Annotated in this window: 14 protein-coding genes; 11 read left to right on the top strand and 3 right to left on the bottom strand. The window is 63.2% G+C overall.

The features are described 5' to 3' along the window. Window positions 1–547: 547 nt before the first annotated feature. The 11 genes from J3P94_RS14765 (at window position 548) to J3P94_RS14815 (ending at window position 10,060) form a co-directional block, all read left to right on the top strand. The gene (locus J3P94_RS14765; protein ID WP_434568539.1) at window positions 548–1,297 is read left to right on the top strand and encodes a helix-turn-helix domain-containing protein; all 750 of its coding nucleotides are present in this window, start codon (window positions 548–550) and stop codon (window positions 1,295–1,297) included. 232 nt (window positions 1,298–1,529) lie between these two features. Beyond that, on the top strand, window positions 1,530–2,348 hold the full coding sequence (locus J3P94_RS14770) for an ABC transporter substrate-binding protein (RefSeq protein WP_434568540.1): 819 nt from the start codon (window positions 1,530–1,532) through the stop codon (window positions 2,346–2,348). A 10-nt stretch (window positions 2,349–2,358) separates the two neighbouring features. Further along, window positions 2,359–4,137 (top strand): cis-3-hydroxy-L-proline dehydratase, encoded by a 1,779-nt coding sequence (gene lhpI, locus J3P94_RS14775; protein WP_434568541.1) that lies wholly within the window; start codon window positions 2,359–2,361, stop codon window positions 4,135–4,137. After that, window positions 4,130–4,795 carry an amino acid ABC transporter permease gene (locus J3P94_RS14780; RefSeq protein WP_434568542.1) on the top strand — a complete coding sequence of 222 codons (666 nt, stop codon included), beginning with the start codon at window positions 4,130–4,132 and terminating at the stop codon, window positions 4,793–4,795. The genes lhpI and J3P94_RS14780 overlap by 8 nt, the downstream gene beginning before the upstream one ends. Window positions 4,796–4,804: 9 nt before the next feature. Beyond that, window positions 4,805–5,455, top strand: coding sequence for an amino acid ABC transporter permease (locus J3P94_RS14785; RefSeq protein WP_434568543.1), 651 nt, complete (start codon window positions 4,805–4,807; stop codon window positions 5,453–5,455). Continuing rightward, complete coding sequence (locus tag J3P94_RS14790; protein WP_305494738.1) at window positions 5,448–6,170, top strand: amino acid ABC transporter ATP-binding protein; 723 nt, start codon at window positions 5,448–5,450, stop codon at window positions 6,168–6,170. Before J3P94_RS14785 ends, J3P94_RS14790 begins: the two co-directional genes overlap by 8 nt. A 117-nt stretch (window positions 6,171–6,287) precedes the next feature. Next, the gene (locus J3P94_RS14795; RefSeq protein WP_434568544.1) at window positions 6,288–7,316 is read left to right on the top strand and encodes a trans-3-hydroxy-L-proline dehydratase; all 1,029 of its coding nucleotides are present in this window, start codon (window positions 6,288–6,290) and stop codon (window positions 7,314–7,316) included. A gap of 191 nt (window positions 7,317–7,507) precedes the next feature. Continuing rightward, window positions 7,508–8,425, top strand: a complete 918-nt coding sequence (locus J3P94_RS14800; RefSeq protein WP_186632069.1) for a dihydrodipicolinate synthase family protein — start codon at window positions 7,508–7,510, stop codon at window positions 8,423–8,425. A gap of 214 nt (window positions 8,426–8,639) precedes the next feature. Continuing rightward, a complete protein-coding gene (locus J3P94_RS14805; protein ID WP_434568545.1) occupies window positions 8,640–9,194 on the top strand; it encodes a DinB family protein in 555 nt (184 codons plus the stop codon). 15 nt (window positions 9,195–9,209) lie between these two features. Further along, window positions 9,210–9,560, top strand: coding sequence for a DUF6152 family protein (locus tag J3P94_RS14810; protein ID WP_434568546.1), 351 nt, complete (start codon window positions 9,210–9,212; stop codon window positions 9,558–9,560). Next, window positions 9,560–10,060: a DUF6644 family protein gene (locus tag J3P94_RS14815; protein WP_434568547.1), complete on the top strand. Its 501-nt coding sequence runs from the start codon at window positions 9,560–9,562 to the stop codon at window positions 10,058–10,060. Before J3P94_RS14810 ends, J3P94_RS14815 begins: the two co-directional genes overlap by 1 nt. A 75-nt stretch (window positions 10,061–10,135) precedes the next feature. On the opposite strand, the gene J3P94_RS14820 is transcribed toward J3P94_RS14815, so the two are convergent. From J3P94_RS14820 to J3P94_RS14830, 3 genes are all read right to left on the bottom strand, one after another. Then, entirely contained in the window at window positions 10,136–11,200 is a 1,065-nt protein-coding gene (locus J3P94_RS14820; protein ID WP_434574178.1) for a 2,3-butanediol dehydrogenase, read from the bottom strand. An 81-nt stretch (window positions 11,201–11,281) separates the two neighbouring features. Then, window positions 11,282–12,394: an acetoin dehydrogenase dihydrolipoyllysine-residue acetyltransferase subunit gene (locus tag J3P94_RS14825; protein WP_434568548.1), complete on the bottom strand. Its 1,113-nt coding sequence runs from the start codon at window positions 12,392–12,394 to the stop codon at window positions 11,282–11,284. Next, window positions 12,394–13,410, bottom strand: coding sequence for an alpha-ketoacid dehydrogenase subunit beta (locus J3P94_RS14830; RefSeq protein WP_305494746.1), 1,017 nt, complete (start codon window positions 13,408–13,410; stop codon window positions 12,394–12,396). Before J3P94_RS14830 ends, J3P94_RS14825 begins: the two co-directional genes overlap by 1 nt. Between the last annotated feature and the right edge of the window lie 18 nt (window positions 13,411–13,428).

The raw sequence follows: 13,428 nt of genomic DNA on the forward strand, positions 1-13,428 counted from the left end.
GGGTTCTCTGTATGCCATGAAATCTGCGTTTGCCGAAAATCCAATGTGGGAGCGAGCCTGCTCGCGAAGGCGCTAGGACCGTCGCGTGAGTGCCAGTATGTGCCCGGCTCTTGCTCTTGCTCTTGCTCTTGCTCTTGCTCTTGCTCTTGCTCTTGCTCTTGCTCTGCTCTGCTCTGCTTTTGACTTTGATCTCAGCGCCCCATTAACCACGCTGGCCGAACGCAGGCATTGCGCAGTGGGTAACCCGGCATGGATGCCGGGTTAGCCGCGCTGGGCCATGGATGGCCCTTCGCGGCGGCCCACGGAGCAATGCCGGAGTGAGGGCACACCGAGCCTAGGCGAGGTGCCGAGTGGTGGGGCAAGAGCGTTTTGGTTACTTTTGCGCTTCTCAAAAGTGACCCGCTGTAAGAGCGGAACCATAATCCGCCGTGACCGCAGCAACGGATATACACACCAATAGACAGCCCGAGAGAGATAAGACGGAGCGCGTGACAAGCACATCAATTCCATCCGACACTCCCTGCCTCACAAAAAAACGACACCGCCCATGTACCCCTCACTCGCCTCCCTGCCCCCCTGCGACCTCGACACCCTGCTCCAGAGCCTGCAACCCATCGCGCCGCTGCTCGACACCCTCACCGACACAGTGTTCTTCATCAAGGACAACCAGGCCCGCTATGCCTTCGTCAACCAGACCCTGGCCCGACGCTGCGGCTTCAAAGAGCGCAACGACCTGCTCGGCCTCACCGCCGAACAGGTATTCCCGGCACGCTTCGGCCCGCTGTACACCGAACAGGACCGCCGAGTGCTCGCCAGCGGAAGAGAACTGGCCGACCAACTCGAACTGCACCTGTATTACGGCAACCAGCCAGTGTGGTGCCTCACCCACAAACTGGCCCTGCACGACCTCACTGGCCGGATCGTCGGCCTGGCCGGAATCTCCCGTGACCTGCAACTGCCACAATCGAGCCATCCGGCGTTCCAGAAGCTGGCGGCGGTGGATGCACACATCAAGCGCCACTTCGCCCGTACCATCAGCCTGGCCGAGCTGACCGCCATCGCCGGGTTGTCGGTGGCGCAACTGGAGCGACACTGCAAGCGCATCTTCCAGCTCACGCCCCGACAAATGATTCACAAGGCGCGCCTGGAAGAAGCCTCGCGCTTGCTGCTGGAGCAGGACTTGCCCATCACCGAAATCGCCCTGCGCTGCGGCTACACCGATCACAGCGCGTTCAGTCGCCAGTTCCGCGCCCTGACCAGCCTGTCTCCCAGCCAATACCGGGAAAACCAGCGCTGATTGCTGTTCCTTTATCGGGCGTGCGCGAGTATCACTGCTCCTATCTGTAACACCGCACCTGACGCGCCTGCTCGCCAACGTCAGCTAGCAGCATCGGCAACCCTCGGTATATCAAGCGCTTACCGACGATTTATCGGAAAAACAAAAACAGGCACGTCGATTGCTTATTTAATATCGTATACGAAATCCTCAATACGATATTTCCCAGCACTTATTCGACAGCGAGGCATTTATGAAAAACCCTGCATTGGCCGTAGCCCTCGGCGTGGCCTTGTTTCCCCTGCTCATCCTTCCCGCCCACGCCGACAAACTCGACGACATCATCGGCTCGGGGAAACTGCGTTGCGCCGTGACACTGGACTTCCCACCGATGGGCTTTCGTGATGAAAGCAACAAACCGGCAGGATTCGACGTGGACTATTGCCACGATCTGGCGAAGGTTCTCGGCGTCGACGCGGAGGTTGTGGAAACGCCATTCTCCGACCGAATCCCCGCGCTGCTCTCGGGCCGCGCCGATGTCATCGTCGCCTCCACTTCCGACACCCTGGAGCGGGCCAAGACCGTCGGCCTGACCGTGCCCTACTTCGCTTTCCAGATGGTCGTGCTGACCCGCGACGACACCGGCATCAACGGCTACGCCGACCTCAAGGGCAAGAAGCTCGGCAACACCAGCAGCACCTATGAAGCCATTGCCCTGGAGAAAGACCAGAAGAGCTGGGGCAGCGGCAGTTTCCGTGCCTATCAATCGCAGAACGACACACTGCTGGCCGTCGCCCAGGGCCATATCGATGCCACCGTGGTGACCAACACCGTCGCTGCCGCGACCATCAAGTCGGGCAAGTACAAGGGCCTGAAGATCGCCGGAGACGCGCCTTACGTCATCGACTACGTATCCCTCGGCGCCAAACGCAACGAATACGGCCTGCTCAATTACCTCAACCTGTTCGTCAACCAGCAGGTGCGGACCGGCCGCTACAAGGAGCTCTTCGTGAAGTGGGTCGGCAGCGACATCCCGCCGGCCAACCTGACCGTGCCGCAGGTTTATTACTGAGGATCGCCGCATGCCGAGCACGCCTATCCGCCTGCAGGGCCGCAGCCTGGTCGAGGGTGCTGCCGAGGGCAGCCTGTTGTTCGCCGATGTCGGCCTGAGCTTTTGGGGCGGGGTTGATCCGGCCACGGGCGAAGTCATCGACCGACACCACCCGCTCAGTGGCGAGCGCCTGGCCGGGCGCGTGCTGGCGATTCCCAGCGGGCGTGGCTCTTGCACCGGCAGCAGCGTGCTGATGGAACTGATCAGCAACGGCCATGCACCGGCGGCACTGGTGCTGGCCGAAGCCGATGAAATCCTGACCCTGGGCGTGCTTGTCGCCGAGGTGGTTTTTCAGCGCTCCCTGCCGGTGCTGTGCATCGGCAGCGAAGCATTCAGCGCTTTGCGCGGCCAGGGCTTCGGGCGTGTCGAGGGCAACCGCCTGACCTTGTCCGGGCGTCGGCCCAACGACCAATTGCGTGGGGAAAATACTTGCGCGCAGCCGTTCCAGCCCTCCACTGTCCGCTTGAACGAACGGGACCAGGCGCTGCTTGACGGGGTCCATGGCAAGGCTGCCCAGGTGGCAATAAAAATCGTCTTGCGCATGGCCGACATCCAGGGCGCCGGACAATTGCTGGACATCACCCAGGCCCACATCGACGGCTGCATTTATACCGGCCCGGCCAGCCTGCGTTTTGCCGAACAACTGGTGCAGTGGGGCGCAAAGGTATGCGTGCCCACCACCCTCAATTCGATTTCCGTGGACCAGCGCCGCTGGCGTGAGCTCGGCGTCGATCCGGCCCTGGGCGAGCCGGCCAGTGCCTTGGGCGACGCCTACATGGCGATGGGCGCGCAATTTAGCTTCACTTGCGCGCCCTACCTGCTCGACACCGCGCCGACGGCGGGTGAACAGATCGTCTGGGCCGAGTCCAACGCGGTGGTCTACGCCAACAGCGTGCTCGGTGCGCGGACGCAGAAATACCCGGACTTCCTCGATATCTGCATTGCCTTGTGTGGCCGCGCGCCGCTGGCCGGTTGTCATCTCGATGACCAGCGCAAGGCCGGCCTGATCGTCGAGGTGCCGAGGATCGAATCAGCGGATGACAGCTTTTACCCGCTGCTCGGCTATCACGTTGGCGGCCTCACGGGGCGGCGCATCCCGCTGATCCGAGGCCTGGAAGACGCCGCGCCGACCCTGGACGACCTTAAAGCCTTCGGCGCCGCGTTCGCCACCACCAGCGCGGCACCGTTGTTCCACATCGCCGGGGTGACGCCGGAGGCCATGGACCCGGCCCAGGTCCTGGATCACGACGCCGTGTTATCGGTGAAAACCGTGGACGCGGCGGGACTGCTCGCCAGTTGGCACGAACTCAACAGCGCCCGGCACCGCCATGTGGATGTGGTTTCCCTGGGTAACCCGCACTTCTCCCTGAGCGAATTCGCCACCCTGGCGAACATTTGTGCGGGACGAACCAGGCACCCCGACGTGGCAGTGGCGATCACCTGCGGTCGCGCCGTGCTGGAGCAGGCTCGCCAGGCCGGTTACCTGGAGCCCATCGAGGCTTTCGGCGCGACGCTCGTCACCGACACCTGCTGGTGCATGCTGGGTGAACCGGTGATCCCTCCGGCCGCCACGACCCTGATGACCAATTCCGGCAAGTACGCCCACTACGCACCCGGCCTGGTGGGGCGCAGCGTGCACTTCGCCAGCCTCGGGGATTGCGTCGAGGCCGCCTGTACCGCCACGGCCAGCGGCCAGCCGCCGCAGTGGTTGCAACCTATCGCACGCAAGGGAAACCCGAGCCATGTTTGACTACAGCTTCCAATGGCGCCCGGCCCTGCGCGCGCTGCCCGATATGCTCGCCGGCGCCTGGGTGACCTTCGAAACGGCCGCGCTGTCGATGATTTTCGGCGTGCTGATCGCCCTGCTCCTGACGGTGATGCGCCAGGCCCGCCATCCATTGTTGCGCGGCGTCGGCAACGGCTGGGTATCGATCGCCCGCAACACGCCGTCGCTGTTCCAGATCTACATCCTCTACTTCGGTCTCGGCTCTCTCGGGCTGCACGTCAGTTCGTGGTTCGCCTTGCTGGCCGGTATCACCTTCAACAACGCCGGCTATCTGGCCGAGAACTTTCGCGGCGGACTCAAGGCGGTGCCGGGCACGCAGATGCGCGCCGCCCGTTCCCTGGGCATGAGCGCGTTCCAGGCCTACCGGATGATCATCGTCCCGCAATTGCTGCGCATCGTCTTCTACCCGCTGACCAACCAGATGGTCTGGGCGGTGTTGATGACGTCCCTGGGCGTGGTGGTCGGCTTGAACAACGACCTCACCGGCGTGACCCAGGAATACAACGTCAAGACCTTCCGCACCTTCGAATACTTCGCCCTCGCGGCGCTGCTGTACTACCTGATCGCCAAGCTGATCGTCGGGCTGGCCCGGCTGTTGTCCTGGCGGCTGTTTCGTTATTGAGGGCTGGTCATGTTTTCTACAAGCCTTACCGTTAATGACGTGCTGTACCTGCTCGAGGGTGCCTGGGTCACGGTGCAATTGACCGCCTGGTCGATCCTGCTGGGCACCGTCGCCGGGTTGCTGTTCGGTTTGCTACGGGCGTTGCTGCCCCGCGCCAGCCTGCCGTTGGCCTGGGTATTGGACGTGTTTCGCAGTGTGCCGTTGCTGATCCAGTTCGTGCTGTTCAACTCCCTCAAGAGCATCGTCGGCCTGGACCTCAGTGCCTTCGCCGTCGGTTGCATCGTGCTCGGCGTCTATGCCGCCGCGTACTTCACCGAGATCGTTCGCGGTGGCGTGCTGGCGGTGCCGCTGAGCACCCGGCGGGCCAGTCGTTCCCTGGGCCTGAGCTACGTGCAGGACTTGCGCTTCATCGTCCTGCCGATCGCCACGCGGGTGGCCTTCCCTGGCTGGTTGAACCTGGTGCTGGGGGTGATGAAAGACACCGCCCTGGTGATGTGGATCGGCATCGTCGAATTGCTCCGCGCCTCGCAGACCATTGTCACGCGGATTCAAGAACCCCTGCTGGTGCTGTGCATCGCGGGCCTCATCTACTACGTCATGAGCCTGGTGGTCGCCCGCCTCGGCGCGCGCCTGGAAAGAAGGTGGCAGGAAAATGATTGAGATCGAAAACGTGCACAAATCATTCGGCAACCTGGAGGTGGTCAAGGGTGTCAGCCTGACGGTGGACAAGGGCGAAGTCGTCTCGATCATCGGCGGCTCCGGCTCCGGCAAATCGACCCTGCTGATGTGCATCAATGGCCTGGAGCCGATCCAGAAAGGCAGCATCCGCGTGGACGGCGTGGAGGTCCACGACAGCGCCACCGACCTCAATCGCTTGCGACAGAAGATCGGCATTGTCTTCCAGCAATGGAACGCCTTTCCCCACCTCACCGTGCTGGAAAACGTCATGCTCGCGCCGCGCAAGGTACTGGGCAAGAGCAAACAGGACGCCGAAGCGCTGGCGGTGCGGCAGCTTGAGCACGTCGGCCTGGGCGACAAGCTCAAGGCCTTCCCCGGCAAGCTGTCCGGCGGCCAGCAACAACGCATGGCCATCGCCCGGGCGCTGGCGATGTCACCCGACTACATGCTGTTCGACGAAGCCACCTCGGCGCTGGACCCGCAACTGGTGGGTGAGGTGCTGGACACCATGCGCATGCTCGCCGAGGACGGCATGACCATGGTGCTGGTGACGCACGAGATCCGCTTCGCCCGCGACGTCTCCGACCGGGTGGCGTTCTTTTGCAATGGTCGAGTTCATGAGATCGGGCCGCCGGACCAGGTGATCGGCAATCCGCAGCAGCCGGAGACGGCGGCGTTTCTTAAATCGGTGAAATAGCGAATGGCCCTTTCGCGAGCAGGCTCGCTCCCACACGGACTCGTGCACACCATTGAACCCTGTGGGAGCGAGCCTGCTCGCGAAGAGACCCGACCAGACAACACAAGGATCTGATCCATGCGCTCATCAAAAATCATCCATGTAGTCAGCTGCCACGCCGAAGGCGAAGTCGGCGATGTGATCGTCGGCGGCGTCGCGCCGCCACCCGGCGCCACCGTTTGGGAACAGTCACGCTGGATCGCCCAGGACCAGACCCTGCGCAACTTCGTCCTCAACGAACCCCGGGGCGGTGTGTTTCGCCACGTCAATCTGCTGGTGCCGGCCAAGGACCCGCGGGCGCAAATGGCCTGGATCATCATGGAGCCGGCCGACACGCCGCCGATGTCCGGCTCCAACTCGCTGTGCGTCGCCACCGTGCTGCTGGACAGCGGCATCCTGCCGATGAGCGAACCCCAGACGCGGTTGGTGCTGGAAGCACCGGGTGGCCTGATCGAAGCCGTGGCCGACTGCCGCGACGGCAAGGTGCAGCGGGTCGAGATCAAGAACGTGCCCTCGTTCGCCGACCGCCTCGATGCCTGGATCGAAGTCGAAGGCCTGGGTTCGCTGCAAGTGGACACGGCCTACGGCGGCGATAGCTTCGTCATCGTCGACGCCCAGCGCCTGGGCTTCGCCATCCGGCCTGACGAGGCGGCCGAGCTGGTGGCCGTGGGGCTGAAAATCACCCGCGCGGCGAACGAGCAATTGGGCTTCGTGCACCCGTTGAACGCCGACTGGTCGCACATATCTTTCTGCCAGATCGCCGCACCCCTTGTGACGGAAAACGGCATCGCCACCGGCGCCAACGCCGTCGTCATCCAGCCCGGAAAGATCGACCGCTCCCCCACTGGCACCGGCTGCTCGGCGCGCATGGCGGTGCTGCACGCCAAAGGCTTGATGCAAGTGGGCGAGCGGTTTATCGGCCGCTCGATCATCGGCTCCGAATTTCATTGCCGGATCGATTCACTGACCGACGTGGCCGGACGCCCGGCGATTTACCCGTGCATTGCCGGACGGGCGTGGATTACCGGTACCCACCAATTGCTGCTCGACCCGGCCGATCCGTGGCCACAGGGCTATCGGCTTTCGGATACCTGGCCGGGGGCATGATTTCCAGCTTCACCCAAAACCCTTGTGGCGAGGGAGCTTGCTCCCGCTGGACTGCGAAGCAGTCCTGAAGGCTGACAACTCGGTGTGTCAGTCAGATCCTGGGGGCCGCTTCGCGACCCAGCGGGAGCAAGCTCCCTCGCCACAAAAGCAACCACATATATCCGTATACGAAATACCAAAAGGAGACACCCATGAGCAAACGCATCAACTGGAGCGGCGTATTCCCCGCTGTCACCACCCAATTCAACGACGACTTTTCCATCAACCTGGAAAAAACCCACCAGGTCATTTCCAACGTCATCCGCGATGGCGTTTCCGGCCTGGTGGTCTGTGGATCCGTGGGGGAAAACACCTCCCTGAGCGCCGAGGAAAAAATCGCCGTGACTGAAGTGGCGGTGGACGCCTCCCGTGGCCGGGTGCCGGTGATCTGCGGCGTGGCCGAGTTCACCAGCGTGCAGGCCGCCAAGGTCGCCAACGCAGTGCGCAAGGTCGGTGTCGACGGGGTCATGCTGATGCCGGCGCTGGTCTACGGCTCCAAGCCGTTCGAGACCGCCGAACATTTCCGCTACGTGGCCCGGCATGCCGACGTGCCGCTGATGGTCTACAACAACCCGCCGATCTACAAGAACGATGTCACCCCGGACATCCTGATTTCCCTGGCCGACTGCGACAACGTGGTGTGTTTCAAGGATTCCTCCGGCGACACCCGCCGCTTCATCGATGTGCGCAACGAAGTCGGTGATCGCTTCGTGCTGTTTGCCGGTCTCGATGACGTGGTCCTGGAAAGCCTCGCCGTCGGCGCCGAGGGCTGGGTCTCGGGCATGTCCAACGTGTTCCCGAAAGAAGGCGAAACCATCTTCCGCCTGGCCCGCGCCGGACGGTTCGCCGAAGCCATGCCGATCTACGAATGGCTGATGCCGATCCTGCACTTGGACGCCCGCGCCGACCTGGTCCAATGCATCAAGCTGTGCGAAGCCATCGCCGGTCGCGGCAGCGCGCTCACCCGCCCACCGCGCCTGGCCTTGCCGGAAGAAGACCGGGTGTACGTGGAGCAGATCATGGCCAAGGCCCTGGCCAATCGGCCGGCGTTGCCGGATGTGGGGCTGTAAAGCCGCAGCCGATGAAAACCCTGTGGGAGCGAGCCTGCTCGCGAAAGCGGTCTGCCTGATTCGAAGGTGCTGGATGTGCCGCCGTCTTCGCGAGCAGGCTCGCTCCCACAAAGGTTGCACTCTGTTCGTAGGGCCAACCGACCAGCAACACGTCGCCACCGCCAGTCTTTGCTACGCTTTCGCCCGGCGCAACAACGCGAACGGGAGGCGTTCCATGAACTATTTCCTGGCCCAGGCCCTGAACAACCAATGGGCCAACCACCGGCTGCTGGGCGCCTGCGCGCAACTGAACACGGCCGAATACGAAGCCTACCGCACCAGTTTTTTCCCCTCCATCCAAGCCACGCTGTGCCACATCCTTGAGGTTGACCGTTATTACCTGACTGCCCTGGAAGGCGATGTTGATGGCCAGGAACAGGATTTCTACCAGACCCTGGCTTTCGCTGAGCTCAACGAAAACCAGGGCAAGACCGACCAGCGGCTGGTGGCTTTCTGCGAAACCCTGCGGGAAACGGACCTTGCCCGCTCCATCGACCTGGTGCGCGCCGACGGCAGGGTCTGCGAGCGGATCGACCGGTTGCTGTTGCACCTGTTCGAGCACCAGATCCACCACCGCGGCCAAGTCCATACCATGCTCAGCGCCACCCACGTCGAGCCGCCGCAACTCGATGAATTCTTTCTCGACTGCGACCGACGTTTCCGCGAGGTCGAGGAACAGCTGCTCCAACTCGACGGGCAGCGGGTCTGGAGCGAATATCATCCCAATTGAACCGGAGAGCTTGTCATGAACCTCACCCTTCGCTGCATTGGTTTATCGTCGCTGCTGGTCGCCACGGCGGCGTTTGCCCACCATGGCTGGAGCGAATACGACGCCAGCAACCCCTTGACGCTGGAAGGCACGATAAAGCAATCCGGTTATTCCCATCCCCACGGCACCGTGCGCCTGCAAACCACCGACAAGACCTGGACCGTAGTGCTGGCGCCGCCCTCACGCATGGAAAGCCGCGGGCTGACCAAGGACATGCTCAAGGCGGGTAACTCAGCCACCGTGGTCGGCTATGCCAACCGCAACAAACCCGATGAACTGCGCGCCGAGCGCATCACCATTGATGACAAGACCACCGAGTTGCGCTGATGCAGGCCGCGGGTCCGGCCGCGCAAGGCTGGATGGACCGGCTGGCCGACTCGTCGCTGGCATTGGCCATGCGCGACGAGCTGTGGCTGTACCCGCTGGTGGAGGTGCTGCACATCATCGGCTTTTCGGTGCTGGCGGGCGCGGTGGTGATGTTCGACTTGCGCGTCCTCGGCCTGTCCAAGGCCATCGCCGTGACCGCCCTCGCCCGGCACCTGCTGACCTGGGCCGTCGGGGCCCTGCTGCTGATCGTACCGGCCGGGCTGATGATGTTCAGCGCGCACCCGCAGGATTTCGCCGGCAATAACGTCTTTATCATCAAGCTCAGCCTGATTGCGGCGGCGGGCATCAACGCCCTGCTGTTTCATGTCGGAACCTACCGTTCGGTCGAACAATGGAATACCGGTCAGAAGGCCCCCGGGCTGGCACGTGTCCAGGCACTGGTATCGATCGCGCTATGGATCGCGGTGATTCTCTGCGGTCGACTGCTGGCCTACACCTGAGCCATACCTGAGCCATACCTGAAAACAAGACGATGGCCGCTGCCGGCCATCGCCAATCGCCCATCTCAGGCGCCCTCAGATCCGTGCCGGAGACACGATGATCTTGACGTTGTGCTCCTTGTTATTGACCAATTCCTCGAAACCCTGCCCGACGATCTGCTCCAGCTGGATGCGCCCGGTTACCAGCGGTGAAATGTCCAGGCGCCCGTCGGCGATGAACGCGATCACGTCGGCGAACTCGCCGTTATAGGCCAGCGCGCCGAGCACTTGCTTCTCGGTGGACACCAGCTCGAAGAAGTTGAACTCGCTCGGCTCTTCGAATATGCCCACCAACACGCATTTGCCGGCCTTGCGGATCAGGTCGATGGCGAACTTGGCGGTGTGCTTGTTGCCGATGCATTCGAAACTGACGTCAGCCCCCAATCCGCCGGTCAGGCGGCGTACTTCGGCCAGGGCATCGCACTGGTTGGGATCGATGACGTGGCTGGCGCCGACTTCCAGGGCCTTGGCCTTGCGCACGCCGGACATTTCCAGAGCGATCACCTGGGCCGCGCCGGCGGCCTTGGCGCACATGATGGTGCACAGGCCGATGGTGCCGGCGCCGACCACCACCACGTTCTGACCCAGCAGGCTGCCGGCCTTCTTCACCGCGTGCATGCCCACCGCCAGCGGCTCGATCAGCGCGCCGGCCTCGGCGGGGAAGTTCGCCGGTAGCTTGTAGAGCAGGTTGGCCGGGACGTTGACCAATTCAGCGAACGCACCGTTGTTCATCAATCCGGTGAACGCCAGGTTCTCACAGATGTTGTACAGCCCATGAGTGCAGTAATAACAGGTGCCGCAATGCTGGCAGGCATCGGCCGCCACCGGCTCGCCGACGCTGAAGCCTTCGACGCCGGCGCCCAATTCGACGATTTCGCCACAGAATTCATGACCGAGGATGCACTGGCCCTTGATGCCGGTCAGCGGGTGCGGCGCGTCCACCGGGATGAACACTGGCCCAGCCACGTATTCGTGCAGGTCCGAGCCGCAGATTCCGCACCATTGCACGCGGATCTGCACCCAACCGGCGGGCGGTGGAACAGGTAGTGGCACGTCTTCGACGCGGATGTCGTTGCGGCCATGCCAGACGGCGGCGCGCATGCTGCGGGTCGGCTTGATTGAAACGTTCATAGCGGTGTCTCCCATTCTGGCGGGGCGGCGAATCAGTCGCCGCCCGCTCGATCAGTGCTGCTGAATGAAATCCAGGATCAATCGATTGACCTGCTCGGCTGCCTCCATCTGCACCATATGCCCCTGGCCTGGCAGCACCTCGACCCGCGCCGCCAAGCCGTCGGCATGAGCCGCCGGGATGATCGCGTCGTCACTGCCCCAGATCACCAGGGTTGGAACGTGGCCGGCCTGGACCACTTCGCGCAGGTCCACCTGTTGGCGGCCGTCCCTGAAAACACTCCCGGCCAGTTGGCGCAGGGCCGCGTCCACGCCTTCGAGGCGCTTGTACTTGAGCATGTCGTCGAGCATCTGGCGGTTGACCAGCTCGGCATTCGAGAACAGTTGCACGAGCTGCGGCTTGAGGGCATTGCGGTTGGCGGCGTCGACGAAGCCCTGCAGGTAGCTGCCATTGATCTCCGCGCCCAGGCCGGCGCTGCCGATCAGGGTCAGCGAGCGCAAGCGTTGCGGCATCAGTCGTGCGACATTCAACGCCACCGCCCCGCCCATCGAATGCCCCACCAGGTGAGCCGCGTTGATATCCAGGTGATCGAGCAAGGCCAGCACCACGCCACTCAATTCATCGAGATCGCCGCGTTGCAGGGTTTTCGCCGATTCACCATGGCCCGGCAGGTCCAGGGCAATGACCCGCCGTCCGGCGGCCAGGGCTTCATGGTTGAACAGCCAGTTGTTCAGGTCGCCGCCAAAACCATGTATCAGCACCAAGGGCGTAGCGCCTTCACCGCGCTCGAAGTAACGGATCAACCGCCCGTCCAACTCGATTTTCTGCGGTTTCGGACCGCTGTCCTCATCGACGGCGTCGCCCGGCACGAAACTGGATTGGAACTGCTCGATAACCGCATCGATCTCGGCGTCGCTGGCCTCGCCTTCGACGACGACACCGAGCAAGGCGCCGACCGGCAGGGTTTCGTCCTGACGGGCGACCTGTCGACGCAGGATGCCGGAAAACGGCGCCTCCACGCTGCTGGAGATCTTGTCGGTCTCGACGTCCATCACTTCATCGCCCTTGGTGATGGCCTGCCCCTCTTCCTTGAGCCAGGCATCGACCCGGCCCTCGGTCATCGACAGGCCCCACTTGGGCATGGTCAGGGTAAAAATCTGGCTCATCAGCGCTTGCTCCACTCGATCACGTTGAGCACGGCTTGTTCGATCTTCGCCGCGTCGGGGATGTACAGGTCTTCCAGGGAATCGGAGAACGGCACCGGGGTATGTGGCGCGGTGACCATTTCAATCGGCGCCTTGAGCGCACCGAAGGCTTTTTGCGCGACCAGCGCCGAGATATCGGTGGCCATCGAGCAGCGCGGGTTGGCCTCGTCGATCACCACCAGGCGGCCGGTCTTCTCGACACTTTCGAGGATGCTGTCCTCGTCCATCGGGCTGGTGGTGCGCAGGTCGATCACCTCGCAATCGATGCCGCGCCCGGCGAGGTTGCGCGCCGCGTCCAGCGCGGTGTTGACCAGCCGGCCATAGGACACCAGCGTGATGTCCTTGCCGTCGCGCAGGAAGTTGGCTTCGCCGAACGGCACGGTGTAGAGCTCCTCCGGCACCTCGCCTTGCATGCTGTAGAGCAACTTGTGCTCGCAGAAGATCACCGGGTCGTTGTCGCGAATCGCCTGGATCAGCAGGCCCTTGGCATCGTACGGCGATGACGGGCACACCACTTTCAGCCCGGGAATGTGCGTCCATAAGGACGTGAGCATCTGCGAGTGCTGGGCGGCGGCGCGCAGGCCCGCCCCGACCATGGTGCGGATTACCAGGGGCGTGGAGGCCTTGCCGCCGAACATGTAGCGAAATTTCGCCGCCTGGTTGAGGATCTGGTCCAGGCAGCACCCGGCGAAGTCGACGAACATCAGCTCGCACACCGGGCGCACACCGCAGGTGGCCGCGCCGACCGCCGCGCCGACGTAGCCGATCTCGGAGAGCGGCGTATCCAGCACGCGTCCGGGAAACTGGTCGTAAAGCCCCTTGGTGACGCCGAGCACGCCGCCCCAGGCGTCGTTTTCACCGGGTGCACCGGCGCCGCCAGCGACGTCCTCGCCCATGATGAACACGCTGGAGTCGCGGCGCATTTCCTGGGCCAGGGCTTCGTTGATTGCCTGCTGATAGCTGATTTTTCTCGCCATGATGGGATTCTCTGTTCT

The sequence above is a fragment of the Pseudomonas sp. Z3-8 genome (genome assembly GCF_051131975.1).
In the GTDB taxonomy this organism is placed as follows: domain Bacteria; phylum Pseudomonadota; class Gammaproteobacteria; order Pseudomonadales; family Pseudomonadaceae; genus Aquipseudomonas.